Source organism: Gemmatimonadota bacterium, assembly GCA_016704275.1.
In the GTDB taxonomy this organism is placed as follows: domain Bacteria; phylum Gemmatimonadota; class Gemmatimonadetes; order Gemmatimonadales; family GWC2-71-9; genus Palsa-1233.
The window spans coordinates 107,477-126,334 of sequence record JADJAK010000003.1; the positions used below are offsets into that span (position 1 = coordinate 107,477).

18 protein-coding genes are annotated in these 18,858 nt (G+C 68.6%); 17 read left to right on the forward strand and 1 reads right to left on the reverse strand.

The window, feature by feature from the left end:
- Positions 1-140: 140 nt before the first annotated feature.
- The 13 genes from IPG05_08050 (at position 141) to IPG05_08110 (ending at position 13,807) form a co-directional block, all read left to right on the forward strand.
- Entirely contained in the window at positions 141-968 is an 828-nt protein-coding gene (locus IPG05_08050; protein ID MBK6495041.1) for a hypothetical protein, read from the forward strand.
- Positions 969-1,057: 89 nt separating this feature from the next.
- On the forward strand, positions 1,058-2,014 hold the full coding sequence (locus IPG05_08055; GenBank protein ID MBK6495042.1) for an NAD-dependent epimerase/dehydratase family protein: 957 nt from the start codon (positions 1,058-1,060) through the stop codon (positions 2,012-2,014).
- 299 nt (positions 2,015-2,313) lie between these two features.
- Positions 2,314-2,718, forward strand: a complete 405-nt coding sequence (locus tag IPG05_08060) for a MotA/TolQ/ExbB proton channel family protein (GenBank protein ID MBK6495043.1) — start codon at positions 2,314-2,316, stop codon at positions 2,716-2,718.
- Between the two features lies 1 nt (position 2,719).
- Positions 2,720-3,142 carry a biopolymer transporter ExbD gene (locus IPG05_08065; GenBank protein ID MBK6495044.1) on the forward strand — a complete coding sequence of 141 codons (423 nt, stop codon included), beginning with the start codon at positions 2,720-2,722 and terminating at the stop codon, positions 3,140-3,142.
- Positions 3,139-3,810 (forward strand): TonB C-terminal domain-containing protein, encoded by a 672-nt coding sequence (locus IPG05_08070; protein ID MBK6495045.1) that lies wholly within the window; start codon positions 3,139-3,141, stop codon positions 3,808-3,810. The genes IPG05_08065 and IPG05_08070 overlap by 4 nt, the downstream gene beginning before the upstream one ends.
- Before the next feature lie 14 nt (positions 3,811-3,824).
- Positions 3,825-5,099, forward strand: coding sequence for a PD40 domain-containing protein (locus IPG05_08075; protein MBK6495046.1), 1,275 nt, complete (start codon positions 3,825-3,827; stop codon positions 5,097-5,099).
- 14 nt (positions 5,100-5,113) lie between these two features.
- Positions 5,114-5,713, forward strand: coding sequence for an OmpA family protein (locus IPG05_08080; protein ID MBK6495047.1), 600 nt, complete (start codon positions 5,114-5,116; stop codon positions 5,711-5,713).
- Positions 5,713-6,534, forward strand: coding sequence for an outer membrane protein assembly factor BamD (bamD, locus tag IPG05_08085; GenBank protein ID MBK6495048.1), 822 nt, complete (start codon positions 5,713-5,715; stop codon positions 6,532-6,534). Before IPG05_08080 ends, bamD begins: the two co-directional genes overlap by 1 nt.
- Before the next feature lie 26 nt (positions 6,535-6,560).
- The gene (gene tatC / locus IPG05_08090; protein MBK6495049.1) at positions 6,561-10,160 is read left to right on the forward strand and encodes a twin-arginine translocase subunit TatC; all 3,600 of its coding nucleotides are present in this window, start codon (positions 6,561-6,563) and stop codon (positions 10,158-10,160) included.
- Between the two features lie 165 nt (positions 10,161-10,325).
- Positions 10,326-12,278: a tetratricopeptide repeat protein gene (locus tag IPG05_08095; protein MBK6495050.1), complete on the forward strand. Its 1,953-nt coding sequence runs from the start codon at positions 10,326-10,328 to the stop codon at positions 12,276-12,278.
- Positions 12,275-13,267, forward strand: coding sequence for a polyprenyl synthetase family protein (locus IPG05_08100; protein ID MBK6495051.1), 993 nt, complete (start codon positions 12,275-12,277; stop codon positions 13,265-13,267). The genes IPG05_08095 and IPG05_08100 overlap by 4 nt, the downstream gene beginning before the upstream one ends.
- Complete coding sequence (locus IPG05_08105; GenBank protein MBK6495052.1) at positions 13,267-13,539, forward strand: DUF4321 domain-containing protein; 273 nt, start codon at positions 13,267-13,269, stop codon at positions 13,537-13,539. The genes IPG05_08100 and IPG05_08105 overlap by 1 nt, the downstream gene beginning before the upstream one ends.
- A 13-nt stretch (positions 13,540-13,552) precedes the next feature.
- Positions 13,553-13,807, forward strand: coding sequence for a twin-arginine translocase TatA/TatE family subunit (locus IPG05_08110; protein MBK6495053.1), 255 nt, complete (start codon positions 13,553-13,555; stop codon positions 13,805-13,807).
- Between the two features lie 83 nt (positions 13,808-13,890).
- Here IPG05_08110 and IPG05_08115 read toward each other — a convergent pair whose 3' ends face one another.
- Positions 13,891-15,729, reverse strand: a complete 1,839-nt coding sequence (locus IPG05_08115) for a peptidyl-prolyl cis-trans isomerase (protein MBK6495054.1) — start codon at positions 15,727-15,729, stop codon at positions 13,891-13,893.
- A gap of 151 nt (positions 15,730-15,880) precedes the next feature.
- Here IPG05_08115 and IPG05_08120 point away from each other — a divergent pair, with 151 nt between their 5' ends.
- Genes IPG05_08120 through efp form a run of 4 tightly spaced genes read left to right on the forward strand, consistent with a single transcriptional unit; the run spans position 15,881 to position 18,847 of the window.
- A complete protein-coding gene (locus IPG05_08120; GenBank protein MBK6495055.1) occupies positions 15,881-16,753 on the forward strand; it encodes a hypothetical protein in 873 nt (290 codons plus the stop codon).
- Positions 16,750-17,190 carry a type II 3-dehydroquinate dehydratase gene (gene aroQ, locus IPG05_08125; protein MBK6495056.1) on the forward strand — a complete coding sequence of 147 codons (441 nt, stop codon included), beginning with the start codon at positions 16,750-16,752 and terminating at the stop codon, positions 17,188-17,190. The genes IPG05_08120 and aroQ overlap by 4 nt, the downstream gene beginning before the upstream one ends.
- Positions 17,183-18,265: an aminopeptidase P family protein gene (locus IPG05_08130; GenBank protein MBK6495057.1), complete on the forward strand. Its 1,083-nt coding sequence runs from the start codon at positions 17,183-17,185 to the stop codon at positions 18,263-18,265. The genes aroQ and IPG05_08130 overlap by 8 nt, the downstream gene beginning before the upstream one ends.
- Positions 18,266-18,286: 21 nt before the next feature.
- Positions 18,287-18,847: an elongation factor P gene (gene efp / locus IPG05_08135; protein ID MBK6495058.1), complete on the forward strand. Its 561-nt coding sequence runs from the start codon at positions 18,287-18,289 to the stop codon at positions 18,845-18,847.
- Positions 18,848-18,858 lie beyond the last annotated feature (11 nt).

An 18,858-nucleotide genomic window follows, 5' to 3' on the forward strand; every position in this document is an offset into this window, starting at 1 on the left:
GGGCCGGGGGGAATCCCCGGTCCCCCCTCCCCGCAAGGCAGGTATCGTACGATACTCCACTCATCTCCTTGTTCCGGAACCGTTTGGCACGCTTCGTGGTGCATAGGCGGCATCTCTACCAGCCCACGCGGAGGACCTTCATGCGGTCACAGCTCGCCCTGCTGCTCCTGATTGCCTCGACCCCGCTCGCTGCCCAGCAGCAGCCCCTGTCGTTCCTGCGGAAGAGCGGTGCGGCCGAACAGGACGCGGCGTTGACGATTTACAAGGAGCAGCCCTACCAGCCGGTTCGGCCTGGTGAGGTGCGCCAGTCCGCCTTCCTGACCGAGGGCCAGGCGCTCCCCTTCGGGAAGGTCCTCGGCCCGGTCTCCCCGACGCAGGTCCGCTCCTCCTCGACCGCTTCCCTGGCCCTGACCGGGACCCTGATCGGGATCCGGCCACCGGCGGGCGCCACCTACGCTCCGGGCGACACCGTCGTCCTGGCGATCGTCTCGCAGGGTCCGAAGGGGTGGGGAGAGATCATCACGCCGACCGGGCTGGCCCGGGTGGGTACCTCGAACGACCGGCAGACCTTGGCCACGGTGATCACCACCTACGGCCCGATCCGCGATGGTCAGGTGACGCTGCCGATCGAGCCGGTCAAGAATCCGGGCCGCGTGCAGCCGGTCAAGGCGAGCGGTCCCGCCGGCACGATCATCGGGGGCGCGTCGACCCGTGAGCTGGAGCAGCCGGGCGGCATCATGTTCTCCGACCTCGGCCGCGAGTCGGGCCTTCGGCCCGGGGACTTCGTCGAAGTCCGCCGCCGGCCTGCGCCGCGGCAGAACACCAGCGACACGATCGACGAGCTGATGGCCACCGGCCAGGTGCTCCGCGTCAACGCCCGCAGCAGCACGATCAAGCTGCTCCGCGTCGTCGCCCCGGGCATTGCCCCGGGTACGCCGGTCGTGCGGGTCGCCACCCTTCCCAACTGAGCCGTGGCCCCCGGCCACGGCTATCTTTCCCCGTCAATTCTTCCCACCCCAACGGCGGGCGCACTTCGCGCCCGCCGCGGAGGCGTTCCATGAGCGGTTCAGTCCTGATCACTGGCGGCGCAGGCTTCATCGGCTCCCACATCGCCGAGGCGTATCTCGCTGGCGGGTGGTCGGTCACCTGTCTTGATGACCTCTCGCGCGGCAAGCAGGAGCAGGTGCCGAGCGGAGCACGCTTCATCAAGGCCGACGTGCGCTCCCCCGAGGCCTTCCAGCTTGTCGCCGATGGCGGCTTCGATGTCGTGATTCACCAGGCCGCGCAGATCGATGTGCGCGTCTCGGTGCACGAGCCGGCACTCGACGCCTCGATCAATCTCGTCGGCTTCGCGAACATCCTCGCCGGCGTTGCCGCGGGGAAGGTCAAGCGCGTGGTGTTCGCGTCGAGCGGTGGCGTGGTGTACGGCGACCCGGCGGTGATTCCGACGCCGGAGCCGACGGCCAACCTGCCGATTTCCCCCTATGGCGTCAGCAAGCTCGCCGGTGAGCACTACCTCCGCGTCCTCGGCACGCTGCACGGCTTCGAGGGCGTCGCGCTCCGCTATGCCAACGTCTACGGCCCGCGTCAGGACCCGAAGTCCGAGGCCGGTGTCGTCTCGATCTTCGTCTCGCGCCTGCTGGCCGGCCAGCCGCTGACGATCTTCGGCGACGGCACGCAGACCCGCGACTATGTCTTCGTTCGCGACGTGGCGCGCGCCAACTATCTCGCCGGGTCGGGGTCGGCCCCTGTGTCCCGTGGTGACCGCCTCGACGTCCCCGCCTACAACATCGCCACTGGCCGGGAGACCTCCGTGAACGACCTCGCACACTTCGTCGGCAACGCCATCGGCGTGACGCCCGTGATCGAATACGCCGATCCGCGCCTGGGCGAGCTGGCACGCTCCTGCCTCGACGTCTCGAAGGCGGAGCACGTCCTCGGCTGGACACCGCAGGTCTCCTTCGACGAAGGGATGAAGGCACTGGCCGGCTGGTTCGAAGGGACCGTCCGCTGATGGGAGATCAGGCAGCCCCGGCCGCCGGCGGCCTGCTCGATCTGGTGCTCAGCGCCAGCCCCGAGACGACGGTGGTGCTGATCATCTGCGGCATCTGCTCGATCGTCTCGTGGTACGTCATCGGTGCCAAGTGGTGGGAGTTCCGTCGGCTGGGTGCACAGCGCGTGGCCTTCGATGATGCGATCGCCCGGGCGCGCACCGTCGCCGATCGTGAGCAGGCCGCGACGGCGCTCGGGCGCTCGCCCTACGCCGAGGTGGTGCACACGGCCGGGTCGTACGTGGCCGACCTCCAGGCGGCGATGGCCCGCACCAATGTCACCCGCAGTGGTCTCTCGCTCACGCAGCTCGAGGCGCTCACCATGGCGCTCGACGGCGTGGTGCGTCGCGCCGCGGAGCGTGCAGGCCGGCTCATTCCGTGGCTCGCCATCATCGGCGCCACGGCACCGCTACTCGGCCTCTTCGGTACCGTCCTCGGCATCATCAACGCCTTCCAGGGCATCTCGGCTGGCGGCTCGAGCACCATCGCCTCGGTCGGCCCGGGCATCGCCGACGCGCTCGTGGCGACGGCCGCGGGCCTCGGCGCCGCAATTCCGGCGGTGGTGTTCTACAACATCTTCACGGCGCGCCTCGAGCGTGTCGAAGGTGAGCTCGAGCGGACGGCGCAGGAGACCATCGGCGCGCTCGGTCGCGAGGGGCTCCTCTAGCATGGCGGGGCTGGGTGGCCTCGGGCGCCGGCGCAGGCGCCGCACGCTCAACGCCGAGGTGAACATCATCAACCTCGTCGACGTCGTGCTGGTGCTGCTGATCATCTTCATGGTCACCGCCCCGATGATGCAGGGCGGCATCGAAGTGCGCCTGCCGAAGGCGGCCACCACGCCGATCGCCAATCGCGACGCGCTCACCGTGTCGATCACCCGCGATGGTCGAGTGGCCGTCGAGGATCAGGTGCTCTCGATGGCCGACTTCCGGCAGATGATTCCCGGCATCGTGCAGCGCAAGGCGCCGAAGGCGATCTACATTCGCGCCGATGTCGACAGCCGGGGCGGCGACATTGTGACCGTCCTCGGACTGGTCCGGAAGACCGGCATCAGCTCGGTGGGGATCGTCGCGGAGCCTGACGGCCGATGATGGGGTCGCAGCGCGCCGGCCTCGTGGGCACGCTGATGGCGCACGGTCTGCTCGCAGGCCTGGTCTTCGTCACCGTGGGCCGTGCAACCGAGGACGCGCCGCTCGTCTATGCGGTGGATCTGCTGGCGGCGCCGTTGCCGTCTAATGCCCCGCGCCGCGCGGCCACCGAGGCGACACCCACCAACGATCCCGACGTGGCCCCATCGGTCAAGCCGCCAAAGAAGGTGAAGCCCGAGCCCGAGAAGCCGAAACCGAAGCCGACGCCCGGCGTGAAGGAGGAAAAGCCCCTCCCGGTGCGGTCGACCAACACGCCGGCACCGGGCGAGACGCCGAGCACCGGGCGCGACCAGGTGACCGTGAAGCAGGCCGGCTTTCAGGGGGCGTTCCCGGGGTACGTCAACAACATCGTCGAGCAGGTGCGCGTCCGCTGGGCGCAACCGACCTCGCCGCGCCCGCTCAAGACCGAAGTCGCCTTCACGATTCTCAAGGACGGCTCGGTCGCCGGGATCGAGCTCGTGGTGAAGTCTGGCAGCTACGGCTTCGATGCGGCGGCGATGGCCGCGATCGAGGCGGCAGGCAATGCCAAGGCATTCGGGCCGCTGCCCGCGAATTTCCCCGGGGACGCGCTCCCCGTGACCTTCTTCTTCACCCCGAAGGGGCCGCAGTGACCCGATCGTTCCGCTTGGCTGTGCTCGTGCCGTTGCTCGCGCTGCCCCTCGCCGCGCAGGATGGCGTGCGCACCGGGATTTCCTACGGCCCGCCGGGCGTCCGTCCCGGGATCGTGGTCGCGGCCGCGGCTGGCCTCGACTCGGTGCGTGTCATCATCGAGCGGGACCTGACCTTCTCCGATCGCTTCGAGGTCATCGCCCTGCCCGACAGCAGCACCCGGATCACCGGGGCGCTGCAGGTGGGGATCTACAAGCTCCTCGGCGCGGCGGCGGTGGTGGAACTGCAGTTGGCCCCCGGGGGAATCGAGATCAAGCTGTACGATGCATCAACCGGCACGGTGACCCAGCAGGGTGTCCGGCCGCTGGATCGGGGTGGGGTCGGGGAGTCCCGCATGGCGATCCACCGGGTCAGCGACGAGGTCGTGGAGTGGATTACCGGGGCCAAGGGGATCGCGGCGACACGGATTCTCTTCAAGCTGGCCAAGGCCGACGGCACCGACGACGGGATCTTCCGCATCGACAGCGACGGGCAGAACATGGTGCGCGTCTCGCGGGCGGGAGGCATCACCCAGTCGCCGGTCTGGCATCCGGATGCGACCCGGGTGGCCTATACCGAGATGCGCGACCACGTCGGGACCATCATTTTGCAGTCGCTGGCATCGGGGAGCCGGGTCACGATTCCGACCACGACCACCGCCCAGAACTACACCGCGGCGATCTCGCCGGACGGCTCCCGGATGGCCTTCACCCGGAGCGGTGAGGAGGGGTCGGACATCTACGAGGTCAATCTGGCGCAGATGTGCTGCGTGCACCGTTTGACGACGGTCGGGAGGCTGGCGATCAACCTCTCACCCACCTATTCTCCCGACGGGAAACGGATCGCCTTCATCTCGCAACGGGGCGGCCGGCCGGGGTTGTATGTGATGGACGCGGATGGGTCAGGGCAGCAGGCGCTGATCTTCGACACCGACGATACCGCCGAGTCGCAGGCCCCGGAGTGGTCCCCGGACGGGACCAAGATCGTCTTCCACCGTGACCTGGCCGGTGGCCGACAGATCAACGTGCTGGATGTGGCGCGCGGCACCGTGCGCGCACTGACCAGCACCGGACGCAATGAGGACCCGAGCTGGGCGCCCGATTCGCGCCACGTGGTCTTCAAGTCCAGTCGCAGTGGACGGGATCGACTCTGGGTGCTCGACACCGAGACCTCCGCGTCCCGACAGATTTCCACCCCAGGGGGCGCCCGCGTCCCCGCCTGGTCGCCGTCGCTCCGCGCGACGACTCCCTGACCCTCGAGGACCGCATGTCTCAGCGTACTTTCGTCTCCGCCCTCATGGGCCTGGTGCTCCTGACCACCGCGTGCGGCAAGAAGGCCGAACCGGTCACGACGCCGCAGCCGGTCACCCGTCCGACGACCGCCGTCGATTCGGATGCGCGGGCCCGCCAGATCGCCGACTCGATCCGTGCCGCCCAGACGGCTGCCGCCGAGAAGCTCCGCGTCGCCGCTGCCGAGGCCGAGCGGCTGCGCGCCTCGCTGGTCAACGAGATCGCCGAGACGATCCACTTCGACTACAACATGGACGTCATCTCGACCGACGATCAGGCGCGCCTCGATCGCAAGGCCGCGATTCTCCGCGCCAACCCGGCGCTCAAGCTCCGCGTCACCGGCCACGCCGACGAGCGCGGCTCGGATGAGTACAACATCGCCCTCGGCATGCGCCGCGCGGTGGCGGCCAAGGCGTATCTGACGGGGAAGGGGATCGACGCGGGTCGCGTCGAGGTCGCGTCGCTCGGCCGCGAAGTTCCGATCGATGCGGGCTCCACGGAGGCTGCGTGGGCGCGCAACCGGCGCGATGAATTCGAGATCACCGCCGGTGGCCAGTCACTCGTGAAGCCGAACTGATGCGCACTCGATACGCCGCCCTCTGCCTCCTCGGAGCCGCGGCCTGCGCCACGCCCGGCCAGGTGCGGCGTGTCGAGACGCAGGTCGCCGTGATGCAGCGCAACCAGGAGCGCGCCGATTCGGCGCGCGCCGCGGAGCTTGCCCGCATCATCGCGATGCAGACCCGGGCCATGGACTCGCTGGTCGCGCTGACCCGCACCCTCGACCGCGTCGATCGCGGCAGCCGCGAGCAGACCGCCGAGTTGCTCGAGGCGCGCAAGCAGATCCTCGCGATCCAGCAGCGGATCGACCAGAGTCAGCAGGGCCTGCGCGAACTGCGCGCCCAGCTCGACGCACGCAGTGAGATGGCTGCCGCCGCGATCAGCATTGGTGACACGACGGCCGCACCCGTTGTCACGCCGGCCACGACCGCCCCGACCACCACGCCGGTTGCCGGCGCGCCGAGCGCGGCGGTGCTCTACGCCAATGGGCAGCAGTCGCTTCGGATCAACGCCTTCGGGACGGCTCGGAACGCCTTCCGCGAGTTGTTGAAGTCGTATCCGGCCTCGAGCTACGCTCCGGACGCGGCGTTCCACATCGGTGACGCCTTTCTTCGCGAGCAGCGGTCCGACTCGGCGCAGGTCTCGTTCGGCCGAGTGGTGCGCGAGTACCCGACGTCGATGCGGGCCGCCGCCGCGCTCTACAAGCTCGGCGTGATGGCGCAGGACCGCGGCGACCTGGCCGCGGCCCGCGGCTACTTCCAGCAAGTCGTCTCGCCGCGGTACCGGGCGGCCGACGAGTACGAGCTGGCGCAGGATCGTCTCAAGACCCTGCCGCTCTAGCCGCCCCGCAGCCCCCGACTCCGACCATGGCCACTTCCACCGGCGAGATGCCGTTCCTCGACCACCTCGAGGAGCTGCGCCAGCGCATCTTCTGGGTGCTCGGCGCGATCGTCGTCGGTGTCGGCATCGGCCTCTGGCTGGTGCTCCATTTCGAGTTGGTGATCAAGCTCGCCGAGCCGATCGCCCCCTACATCCCGGGCGGCAAGCTGACGCTGCACTCGCCGACCGAGTCGGTGATGGTGGTGATGAAGCTCGCCATCGCGCTGGGCCTGGTGCTCGCCTCGCCGGTCATCATCTGGCAGCTCTGGGGATTCCTCTCGCCCGCGCTGTACCAGAAGGAAAAGAAGGCGATCATCCCGACGCTGGTGGCGGGATTGGGCCTCTTCCTCTGCGGCGCCTGGCTCGGTTGGCGCTACGCCGTGCCGATGACGCTCAAGTTCCTGCTGACCTGGCTCGGTAACGACGCGTTCAACAACCAGATCACCTTCGACTACTACTTCTCCTTCCTGGTCCAGTCGACGCTGGCGCTCGGGCTCTGCTTCGAGTTGCCGCTGGTGATGATCCTGCTCGCCGCCTTCGGCGTGATGGATGCCAAGAAGTACCACGCGATGCGGCGCTATGCGGTCGTGGTCGCGTTCATCGCCGGGGCGTTCCTCTCGCCGGGCGCTGACGTCCTGACGATGCTGCTCTACACCGCGCCGCTCCTGATCCTGTATGAAGTCGGTGTGCTCGGCTCGTACGTGGCGCAGCGGAAAGGACGGAAGCGCGTCGCCGAGGCGGCGATGTTCCTGCTGGTGTTGGGTGGGTTGCTGGCGACGCCGGCGCGGGCCGCCGGGCAGGTGCCGCGACCGATCGGCGGCAGCGTGCTCGATGCGCGGCCGCCCGACACCATCCCACGCGGCCGGGCGCCGGGCGGTCGAGTCGTCGACTCCGCCACGGCCAAGCGGCTCGGCCTCCCGACGGGGCCGGTGCGCAAGTTCCCGGAGCCGGACTCATTGATGCAGGCCCTCCTCGATCGGGAGGGCTTTGCCGTGACGCGCTATCTCTCCGACTCGGCCCGGATGGTCGCGGACTCGAACTGGATCGACCTGCGCGGCCGGGCGGCGACGGTACGCGACTCCGCCACGCTCGAGGCCGAGGAGATCCGCTACGACGATGGGAAGGGGATGGTGTTCGCGAAGGGGGAGCCGAAGCTCTTCCAGGGCACCGACATCCTGATCGGACGCACCATCACTTTCGATACCGAGACAGGCGCCGAAAAGGCGATCCTCAGCGATGCGCTGACGTCGTTCGATGAACTTGGCGCCAACTGGTTCGTGCGCGGCAACCTGCAGGTCGACTCCACGGCGAAACGATTGTGGGCCGGCAGTAGCGAGTTCACGACCTGCGACCTGCCGATCGCGCACTACCACTTCGAGGCGCGCCAGGTGAAGTGGGTGGCGCAGTCGGTGCTGGTGGCCCGGCCGGCCGTGCTCTACATCCGCGACGTCCCGGTGATGTGGTTGCCGTTCCTCTTCCAGGACACCAAGGCAGGCCGCCGCTCAGGCATCCTGATTCCGCAATTCGGGCTCAACGATATCGTGCGGCCGTCGCGCAGCTACAACCGACAAGTCACCAACATCGGCTACTACTGGGCGCCGAACGACTACCTCGATGTCACGGCGCGGCTCGACTGGTATGCCAATCGGTACATCCGCTACGGCGGTCAGATGAGCTATCGCTGGCTCGATCGTTTCTTGCGTGGCGGCCTCGGCCTCGACCAGCAGCGGGAAAGCGATGGCGCGACCTCGCTCTCGGTGCACTGGGATCACCAGCAGAACTTCAGCGCCGCGACCTCGCTCAATCTGAGCGCCAACTACGTCAGCGACTCGCGGGTGCTGCAGAACAACTCGGTCGATCCGCTCCTCAGCACGCAGCAGATCAGCAGCGATGCGAACTTCACCCGCCGCTTTCGCTGGGGCACCGTGAACATCGGCGCCACCCGGCGGCAGACGGTCAGCGACGGCAGCGGCTCGATGACGCTGCCGAGCCTCGCGATCACGCCGGCGCAGCTGCGATTGGGGCCGGCGACCTGGTCGCCGACGCTGTCGTTCACGAATGCGACGACCTTCAAGCAGCCGATCGCAACGGTGCCACTGCTCGGTCCGGGGAATCTCGATTCGCTGGTGCGGACCAGCAGCGGGCGCAGCACCGACTTGCAGATCGCCACGCCGTTCAACATCGCCGGTTTCAACTGGCGCAACACGATCAAGGTCTCCGACAAGGTGACGCGCGCGCGGCGCGTCATCAGCGTCCTGGTGCCCGACCTCGAGACGGCCGACCCGAACGACTCGACTCGGATCACCACGATCCGCGGCGGCGATTACTTCGGGACCATCGACTGGGACACCGGCATTGACCTGAAGACGCTGTTCCAGAGCACGTGGAAGTTGACGCCCACTATTGGCATCACCAACATCGCCGCCGGGCCGCTGCTGGTGCGGACGCCGGGAAGCAACGGCCAGTGGGTGATGCAGGGGAAGAAGCTGCAGTTCGCCTTGCAGTCGATCCCGGTCTTCTATGGCTTCCTGAACAAGGGCATCGGGCCGGTAGCGCGTACGCGCTACAAGTTCGCGCCAACCTTCCAGGTGCAGTACTCGCCGGCCGCCAACCTGTCGCAGGAGTTCATCGATGCGATGACCGGGGCCGGCATCGCGGGGCTTCGGGCCAAGACCCCCGCGACGACGCTCGCCTCGTTCTCGCTGTCGCAGAACATCGAAGTGAAGCTGAAGCAGTCGGCCGCCGACTCGGCCGCGGCCGACACGACCGGGGGGAGGCTGCCGTCGGCCTCGGCCACGCCGGAGCGGCAGCCGGTCTCGGTGCTGTCGCTGACCACCTCGTCGTTCGGCTTCGACTTCGAGCAGAACAAAGAGCCCGGCCGGACTGGCTATGTCACGCAGGCGCTGACGAACTCGCTGCAGAGTCAGTTGGTGCCGGGCTTCCAGCTTTCGCTGACGCACGATCTCTGGAAGGGACGGGTCGGCTACGACACGTCGAGCTTCGAACCCTTCCTCTCGAACGTGCAGGCCAACCTGTCGCTGTCGTCGTCCACCTTCCGGTCGATCGGGGCGCTGTTCGGCCTCGCCTCGAGGGAGCCGACGCGAACCAACGCGCCGCCCCCGCTCACCCCGGCCGGCCCGCGGCGGTTCCGGCCCGGGGCGTTCTCCTCCTTCGACGCAGCGGCACCGACGGGCGGGCGTGGACTGACCGCGTCGCTCACCTGGTCGCTCTCGCGGCAGCGGCCCAACGGTGGCGCCACGGTCGTCGACCCGGTCAATCCGAACGATCCCTTCGGGAGCATCCCGATCTTTCTGCCGGGGCTCTCCACGACCCAGAGCAGCATCGGGCTCAACACGTCGTTCTCGCCGACCCCCTTTTGGAGCGTCACCTGGTCGACGCAGTACAACGCCACCCTGGGGCGGTTCGAGTCGCAACAGGTCCAGTTGACCCGAGACCTCCACGACTGGCGCGCCCAGTTCAACTTCGTGAAGAACGCCAACGGGAATTACGCCCTCTATTTCTCGGTCTTCCTGCTCTCCCTGCCGGACCTGAAGTTCGACTACAACCAGACGACCCTCCGGCCGTGAGGCACCCCGGGCGCGCTACCGCTCGGGGCGTCGCAACCGATACTGCCTCGGAGCCCGTGGACGGCCCGATTGCGGCCCGTGGCGCTTGCCCAGAGCCCATGCGGGGCCTACTCTTCAAGCGTAAGTCCCGTCGCCACTTGGCCCATTCCCTCACCCCGGTCGACCATGACGCTTGACAAGCTCAAAGTCGCTGCGCGCCAGCACGAACAGCGCGAGGAATGGCGCGAGGCGATCGAGCTGTACCGTCAGGCTGCCCGGGAGGGTGCCGGCGAGTCCGAGGGCGAGGACCCGTCGCTGTTCAATCGCATCGGCGATCTCGAACATCGCCTCGGCAACATCGCCGCCGCGTGTCAGGCGTGGGACCAGGCGGCCTCGCGGTACGGCGAGCACGGCCTCACCAACAACGCCATCGCCCTCTGCAACAAGATCCTGCGGCTCGAGCCGAGCCGGATCCGCACCTACCTTGACCTGGCGACCTATCAGGCGCGGAAGCGGATGCTGTTCGACGTGCGCGCCAACCTGACGGCGTATCGCGATCGGATGACGACGGTCGGACAGGGCGATGAATCCCGCGAGGCGCTCGAGCGCTTCGGGGCAACGTTTGGTGGCTGGCGCGAACTGCGCAAGGTGATGGACGAGTTGCTCGGACGCGACGCGGCGGATGGCGATGAGGGGACCGGGACCTCTGGCGGGAGCGAAGGTGGCCAGGGCCTGATCTTCATCGATACCGGACCGGTGGAATTCGAGCGGGCATCCGAGGTGGCGCCCACCACCCCGCTCCAGCTCGAGTCGACGGTGCTCGGTGGTGTGGAGATCGAACGTCCGAGCGACGGTGTGGTGCTCGATGGCCTCGAGTCCAGCAGCGCCGACGCGGCCGACCACCGCCCCGGCCCCGAAGGGGCGATCGCGGGGCTGCTCGACGTCGATCGGATGGCCGCGGAGATGGGGGATCAGGCGCAGGTGGAGGGATTCGACGGCGGTCGTCCCGAATCCGCGACCACGCCGGACAACGCCGTGCGCCTCGATGGGCTGGAGCAGAGCGAGTTCGTCGCGCCGACGGAGGCGATTGCGCCGTCGCCCGATGCGGCGGCGCTCAGCGACGTGGTCTTCATCGACATCGGCGGGGTGGGTGCGGTGCCGGCGTCGGACGCCGAGGCTGCCGCCCCCGCGCTGATGGAGCCGTCGGACGCCGACCCGAATGATCCCCTCGGCCAACGGGTCACCGCGGCGGCGCTGTTCGAGTACGGCGATCGGGCGCGCGGCATCGCGGCACTCGAGCGCGCGCTTGAGCTCTACATCGAGCGCGACGAACCGCTGCACGCGTGGCAGGTGTCCGGCGAGCTCATCCAGGCCGAACCGCAGTCGATCAACCGCTATCAGGCGCGCGTCGAAGTGGCGGCGAAGATGAAGGACACGCCGAAGCTGTGCGAGGCTTACCAGGCGCTCGGCGAAGCCCTCGTCCGCGCCGGCAGCGAGGAGAAGGCGATCGCCGTCTATCGCCGCCTGCTCGAGCTCGATGAGTTGAACCCGGCCGCACGCGCCGCACTGCGCGCCATGGTCCCCGAGGGGAGCACGCCGGTGGTGCCCGAAGGGTTCGTCGACTTCGGCGCGATGGTGATCGATGACGCCGGGCCGCGCAGCACCCGGATGCGCACCGAGACGACCGGGATCTCCGCCGACGAGGATGAGACGTTCCGCGAGGCGCTGGCCGAGTTCAAGCGCGCGCTCGACCAGAACCTCCCGATGGAAGATCATCAGGCGCACTACGACCTCGGCATCGCCTTCAAGGAGATGGGGTTGCTCGAGGAGGCCATCGGCGAGTTCCAGAAGGCGATGCGCTCCAACGAGGGGCGGCTGCGCACGGCGGAAGCCCTGGGCGCCACCTTCCTCGAGAAGGGGATGCCGCCGGTGGCGGAGGCCGTGCTGCGCAGCGTCGAGCGCGGTCCGGAGGACGACGCCGAGAAGATCGGCGTGCTCTACTGGCTGGGGCGCGCGCTCGAGGCGCAAGGGAAGGGCGAGGTGGCGCGGGGCTTCTACGAGCGCGTGCTCGCGGTCGAAGTGAGCTTCATGGATGCGACGGAGCGGATCATCCGGATTGCGGCGGAGCATTCCGCGTGACCATCCCGCAGCTGGGGCCCACCTCGCTCACCGATCTGCAGGCGTCGGTACGGAGTCGCCTCGACGACGTCTCGGCCGAGATGCGCCGGATGATCGAGGAGGACTTTCCGCTCATCAGCGAAGTCAACCAGCACCTGCTGCAGATGCGCGGGAAGATGTTCCGCCCGACGCTGGTGCTGCTCGCCGACCAGGCCACTGGTGGGCCGACCGAACGGGCGGCCACCTTCGCCGCCGTGATCGAGGTGATCCACCTCGCGACGCTGGTGCACGACGACTCGGTCGACCACTCCACGCTGCGCCGCGGCATGCCGACGATCAACGCCCTGTTCTCGCATCAGGTGTCGGTGATCATGGGCGACTTCCTCTACTCGCGCGCGGTCGTGGAGCTGGTGCGGTTGGGGAACCTCGACGCCCTGCGGATCCTCTCGCGTGTCACCACCGCGATGACGGTCGGCGAGATGCGGCAGCTGCTGGCAGACGACCCGCTCTCGTTCGGCGAGCCGGAGTACGACCTCCTGATCAAGGCAAAGACCGCCTCGCTCATGTCCGGGGCGTGCGAAGTCGGCGCCCTCGAGGCGCCGCTGGCCCAGCGTCGTGCGCTGGCCTCCTTCGGGGAGAAGCTCGGGATGATCTTCCAGATCACCGACGACCTGCTCGACTACACCGCCGACGAGACCACGACCGGCAAGCCGTCGGGGCTCGACCTGCACGAGCACAAGGTCACGCTCCCGCTCATCTATGCGATTCCCAGGCTCTCGCCGGTCGAGCGGGCCGAATTGGAAGCGCTCATGCGCGATCCGACCCCCAGCGAGGACGCGATCGCCAGCGTCGTGGCCTCGGTGCGCGCCCATGGCGGGCTCGACTACGCGCGGGATCGCGCCCAGCGACTCATCCTCGAGGCCGAGGAGGAGCTCGCGTTGCTTCCTGATACGCCCGCGCGCGACATCCTCCGAGCCTCGCTCGGCTACGTTCTCGAGCGGAGGCGCTGATGGCGTCCGGACCTCGTCGGCCTCGGTTCTATCTCGGTGTGCTTGCGGCCGGTTTCATCACCGGCGGCCTGCTTTCGGCGCTGCTGGAGCGGTTCCTGCCGGAAAGCGCCGCCCGCAGCTTTTTCACCACGGCCGTCACGCCCTCCCTGGGGCCTGTGTCCGTGGATCTCCTCGTGGTATCGTTCACCATTGGCCCCATGGGGCTGCATGTGACGGTTCTGAGCCTGATTGGCGTCGCGATGGCGTACTACGGAGCTCGATCCCTCTTCTGACCCGGAGTAGGCGATGTTCGGCAATCTTGGCTTCATGGAGATCATGATCATCATGGGCGTCGTGCTCCTGTTCTTCGGGGCGAAGCGCCTCCCCGAGATCGGGTCGTCCATGGGACGCGGCATCCGGGAGTTCCAGCGCTCGTTCAAGGACACGCAGGACGCGGTGTTGAACGTGCCGCCCGCCTCCGACGACCGGACCCCGAAGCGGATGATCGACGCCGCCGACGACATCCCCGCTGGTGGCGAGCCGAAGCGGCTGTCGCAGTAAGCGCCGCAACTCCCAGCAATGAAACGGGCCCCCGAGTCGATGACTCGGGGGCCCGTTTCAGTTTCCTTCAGCGAGGCGGTCGATCAGGGACCGGTTGCGCCGGGCTGCGCGATCGGCGCCGTGGCTTCGATCTGCGCGTTGGTCTTGAAGAGCGCATCACGCTTGTCGACGACCTTCGCCGCCTTGCGGATCGACGCCAGGTACTGGCGAATCCGCTCCTGGCGCATCCCCTGGATCGCATCGGCGCGCAGCTGGTCCTTGCCGGTCACGAAGGCGAGGGAGTCCGCCGGCAGACGCTGGATCATCTGCACGACGTAGAGGCCTTCCTCGGTCTGGATGACGTCGGAGGTCTGGCCGTCCCGCAGCCCGAAGATGGCGCCGACGAGCTTGGCGTTGCTGATCGGCGGTGCGACGCGGGCGAAGGCCGGGAACTCGCGATTCGAGAGGCCCAGGGCCTTCGACGCCTCGGGCAGCGGCGTGCCTGCCTTGACCCGACCGATCAACTCGTTCGCGATCGCCTTGGCCTTCTCGTCCTTCTTCTCCTCGCGGGCCTGCCGCTCCACCGTGCCGCGAATCTGCTGCAGCGTCGGCGTCCCGGCCTCGGCGATCGAGTCGAGGCGGAAGACGTAGAACGCCGTCTCACCTTCGATGACCGGAGAGGTCTCGCCCTGCTTGGCGCGCATCGACCACGCCCCGGCATCCGGAATCACGTACGGCCCGAGGAGCACGCGGCCCCCCTGCTGCACGGCGCCGGTCTGCCCGATCGGGAGGCGGAGCACCCGAGCCACCGTGTCGAGCGCGGCCGGATCGAGGTGCTCGGCGCCGAGGCGCTCCAGCGAATCGGCCATGGCGTCGACCTGGTCGCGGTGCGTGCCGGCCAGCTCGAAGGGAATCAGGACGTGACGCGCGGTCGCCGAATCGGCGGTGCGCTTGGTGACCTCGATCAGGTGGTACCCGAACGACGTCTTGACCGGCTGGCTCAGCGTGTTGAGCGGCAACGAGAAGGCGGCGGTGTCGAACGGCGCCACCATCGCGCCCTTCGCAAAGGTGCCCAGCTCGCCGCCATTGGCCGCGCTGCCATCGCTCGACTCGCGTCGCGCCACTTCGGCGAACGGCGCGCCGCCGACCAGCTCGGCGCGGACCGCGGTGACTCGCGCGAGCGCGGCCGCCGAGTCCGACGCGTCCAGGCCGCGCGGCACCGACACGAAGCTCATGAAGGAGGAGCGCGGACGCTCGAATTCCTTCTTGTGCGCGGCGTAGTAGGCCTCGACTTCGGCGGGCGTGACGCTGACCGCCGTGTCCGAGATCAGGCTCTGGCCGATGATGGCCGTGAGCGAGATCTTGGCGAGTTCCTTCTGGTCCCGGTAGCGCTCCCAGAGGGCGGCATCCGAGAGATAGGCATCGGCCGTGATCGCCACCAGCAGCTTCCGCCGCATCAGCTCTTCGCGATACTGCGCCTCGAGCTGCGGGATGAACTGCTGCCCGACCGGCGACGCCAGCCACCGCTGGTACTTCGACATGTCGAACTTGCCGTTGGTCTGGAAGTCCGGTGCCGTCTGCACCTCATCCGGCGGGACGTTGCGCAGGACATCGGCCACCTCGTCGGCGGTCACGGTGATGTTGCGGCGCTTGATCTCGCTGGTCAGCGAGACGTTCTGGATCAGCTGCTCCCAGACGTCGTTGCGGACCTGCTCGAGGTCGTCCATGCCGAGGCTGCCACCCTTCTGGGTGACGGCGTTCTGGACCGCGGCGGAGTAGAGGCGCGAATCGATCTTCTGGCCGTTGACCGAGCCGACGGAGGTGTTCGTCATGAACCCGCCCGACCCGGTGATGCCGCTGAGGTCGACGATCATCCAGACGAGGAAGGTGATCGTGATCAGCAGGACGACCGGCTTGGCGGCGTTGCGGAAGGCTTGCATCATAGGCGGTCAACCAGCTCCGGACTGAGAAGGAAACAGCCCGCAAAGCTAGGGTGGCGAGGGGGGAACCTCAAGCCGGGGGTCGCCTTGACACCGCCACCGGGGACGCTAGAGTTGGCCTCCCACCCCTTGTCCTCTCGTTGCTCAGGACCGGATGTCACACAGCCCCGAACTCGACCACCTCGCCGCCCGCTGGGCGGAAGCCCCCGACGGGACGGCATTCGCCGCGCTCGCCGATGGGCTCCGCAAGGCCGGGGCGCTCGCCGAGGCGGAGGCCGTGGCGCTGGTCGGACTGTCGCGGCACCCCGAACTGGTCCCGGGCCTGATTGCCCTGGCCAAGGTCCGCGAAGCCCAAGGGGACCTCGCCGGGGCCGCCGCGACCCTCCAGCGCGCCCTCGGGGCGGATCCCAGCCACCCGGTGGTGCTGGAGGCCCTCGCCGGCCTCGCAGCGGCCTCCGGCGACCCCGAGGGCTCCCGGGCGTGGTTGGTGGTCGCCGAGGCCGCCGAGGCCGCCGAGGACGACCCCGAGGTCTTCCCGGCGCCCGACCTCGTCGAGTCGACGGTCGAGACGGAGGCGATTGCGGCCTTCGAGGCGGAGGTGGCGGCCGACGACGACTGGAACGAGGGCGGCCTCTGGTCCGAGGACGATGCGGCCGATGCCGAAAGCGAGGCGCCGGAGCTGGTGACCGAATCGCTGGCCAACCTCTTCTTCCACCAGGGACACCTCGATCGCGCGGCGGCGGCCTTCCGGACGCTGGCGGATCGTCACCCCGAGCACACCGAGTTCGCCAGCCGGGCCGAGGCAATCGAGCGCGACCTGCAGGCCCGTCGCCCGCGTCCCTTCGACTCGGCCGTCAGCGGCGGCACCCCGCTCGGCGAGTGGCTCGCCCGGGTGGCCGCCGCCGCCCCGGCCGTGTCCGCGCGGGACGAGGGTTTCGACGCCTTCTACGAGGCGCCGCTGCCGGCCGCCCGGGACACGGCAGACTTCACGGCGTTTCAGGACTGGCTCAAGGGGCTCGGCCGATGATCCGGATCACTGTCCTCAACGGACCGAATCTCAATCTCCTCGGCCAGCGCGAGCCGACGATCTACGGCGCCACGACGCTCGCGGAGCTCGAGGCACAGGTCCGCGCCCGCGCCGCGACCCTCGACGTGGCCATCGAGTGGATCCAATCGAACCACGAAGGGGAGTTGGTGGACGTGGTGCAGGGGCTGCGCGCCCATGCCGATGGCGCGATCGTCAACCTCGGTGCCTACACCCACACCTCGCTCGCGCTCCGCGACGCATTCCTCGCGGCGCCGATCCCGTTCATCGAAGTGCACCTCTCCAATCTCTATCGTCGCGAAGCCGCGCGGCATCATTCGCTCACCGCCGACCAGGCGATCGGGATGATCAGCGGACTGGGCGCGCGCGGGTACCTGCTCGCCCTCGACGCACTCGCCGGCATCCTGCGGGATGGTTGACCGCCGCCAGGCGAGGCAGGCTGCGGTGCGTCGGGCGCTGGTCGCCGAGGGACTCGACGCGTTGCTGGTGAGTCACCTCCCCAACATCCGATGGCTCACCGGCTTCACCGGCTCCGCGGCGCAACTCCTCCTGACCGCCGAGCATGCGCTGCTGCTCACCGACTTCCGGTACGCCACGCAGGCGCCGCAGGAAGCGGGGAGTGCGGCCGATGTCGTCATTGAGCGGGCTTCGGTCTGGGAGCGGATCCGCCGCGAGGTCGAGCGGCGCAAGCTGGAGGCGATCGGCTTCGAGGCCACCAGCCTCACGGTGCGTGACGCCGAACGCCTCGAGGGCGCCGCCCGGGGCCGCTTCCGCCCGGTCAGCGAGTTGGTCGAGGGGCAGCGCCAGGTGAAGGACGACGAGGAGCTCGCGGCGATTCGGGCGGCGGCTGCGCTGGCCCACGAGGCGCTGGACGCCGTGCTTCCGACGATCCGGGTCGGTGACCGCGAGATCGACGTCGCCGCGCGACTCGAGGCGGCGCTGCGGGTTCGCGGCAGCGAGTGGCATCCGTTCCAGACGATCGTCGCCTCCGGACCGCGCTCGGCGCTCCCGCATGCGGGGACGTCGGAGCGGGTCATCGGGCGGGGGGAGTTCCTCCTGATCGACTACGGGGCGATCGTCGACGGCTACTGTTCAGACATCACGCGGACGGTGGTGGTCGGGGCCGCGCCGGATGAGCGTCAGCAGCGGATTTACGGCTTGGTGCAGTCCGCGCAGCGGATCGCCCGGGAGGCGGTCCGGGCCGGGATGACCGGTCGGGAGGCCGATGCCCTGGCCCGGACGCCACTCGCCGAAGCGGGCTACGGCGAGGCGTTCGGCCATTCGCTGGGGCACGGGATCGGATTGGAAGTCCATGAATCACCACGACTTGCCGCCACCTCCGACGGGCTCCTCCCGGTCGGGGCGGTGGTCACGATTGAACCGGGGATCTATCTTCCCGGTTGGGGTGGGGTCCGCCTCGAGGACGACGTCTGGCTCTCCGCCGACGGTCCGGTCCTCCTGAGCAACGGCCACACCGATTTACTCACGATCTGAGAGCCAGGGGCAGGAGACGGCGTGGCAAGTACCGCGGACATCCGCAACGGGATAGTGATGGAGCAGGACGGCAAGCTGCTGCAGGTGGTCTACTTCCAGCACGTGAAGCCGGGGAAGGGAAGCGCCTTCGTGCGGACCAAGCTCCGGAATGTCCGGACCGGTCTGGTCGTCGAGCGGACCTTCCCGTCGGGCGAGCGCTTCACCGAAGTCGAGCTCAACCGTCGGCCGATGACCTATTCCTACAAGGATGGCGATTCGTTCCATTTCATGGATCTGCAATCGTACGACGACATCCCGCTCACGGCGGCGTTGATCGGCGACGACCAGTTGAAGTACCTGAAGGAAGGGATGGAATGCATCGGGCTGGTGCATGACGAGCAGGTGATCCTGCTCGAGCTGCCGATGTTCGTCGAACTGCAAATTGTGGAGACCGACCCGGGGATCCGCGGCGACACCGCCACCGGGGGGACCAAGCCGGCCCGCCTGGAGACCGGCGCGGTGGTGCAGGTGCCGCTCTTCATCGAACCCGGGACACTCATTCGCGTCGACCGGCGCGAGGACAAGTACCTGACCCGCGTATGACACCTGACGAC

Excerpts from the sequence above, each read along its gene's own strand:
- IPG05_08130 (MBK6495057.1), top strand. The coding sequence starts at position 17,183 with ATGGTTGACCGCCGCCAGGCGAGGCAGGCTGCGGTGCGTCGGGCGCTG.
- IPG05_08120 (MBK6495055.1), top strand. The coding sequence starts at position 15,881 with ATGTCACACAGCCCCGAACTCGACCACCTCGCCGCCCGCTGGGCGGAA.
- tatC (MBK6495049.1), top strand. The coding sequence starts at position 6,561 with ATGGCCACTTCCACCGGCGAGATGCCGTTCCTCGACCACCTCGAGGAG.
- IPG05_08055 (MBK6495042.1), top strand. The coding sequence starts at position 1,058 with ATGAGCGGTTCAGTCCTGATCACTGGCGGCGCAGGCTTCATCGGCTCC.
- IPG05_08080 (MBK6495047.1), top strand. The coding sequence starts at position 5,114 with ATGTCTCAGCGTACTTTCGTCTCCGCCCTCATGGGCCTGGTGCTCCTG.
- IPG05_08070 (MBK6495045.1), top strand. The coding sequence starts at position 3,139 with ATGATGGGGTCGCAGCGCGCCGGCCTCGTGGGCACGCTGATGGCGCAC.
- IPG05_08065 (MBK6495044.1), top strand. The coding sequence starts at position 2,720 with ATGGCGGGGCTGGGTGGCCTCGGGCGCCGGCGCAGGCGCCGCACGCTC.
- aroQ (MBK6495056.1), top strand. The coding sequence starts at position 16,750 with ATGATCCGGATCACTGTCCTCAACGGACCGAATCTCAATCTCCTCGGC.
- IPG05_08115 (MBK6495054.1), bottom strand. The coding sequence starts at position 15,729 with ATGATGCAAGCCTTCCGCAACGCCGCCAAGCCGGTCGTCCTGCTGATC.
- IPG05_08050 (MBK6495041.1), top strand. The coding sequence starts at position 141 with ATGCGGTCACAGCTCGCCCTGCTGCTCCTGATTGCCTCGACCCCGCTC.
- IPG05_08095 (MBK6495050.1), top strand. The coding sequence starts at position 10,326 with ATGACGCTTGACAAGCTCAAAGTCGCTGCGCGCCAGCACGAACAGCGC.
- IPG05_08105 (MBK6495052.1), top strand. The coding sequence starts at position 13,267 with ATGGCGTCCGGACCTCGTCGGCCTCGGTTCTATCTCGGTGTGCTTGCG.
- bamD (MBK6495048.1), top strand. The coding sequence starts at position 5,713 with ATGCGCACTCGATACGCCGCCCTCTGCCTCCTCGGAGCCGCGGCCTGC.
- IPG05_08060 (MBK6495043.1), top strand. The coding sequence starts at position 2,314 with ATGGCCCGCACCAATGTCACCCGCAGTGGTCTCTCGCTCACGCAGCTC.
- IPG05_08110 (MBK6495053.1), top strand. The coding sequence starts at position 13,553 with ATGTTCGGCAATCTTGGCTTCATGGAGATCATGATCATCATGGGCGTC.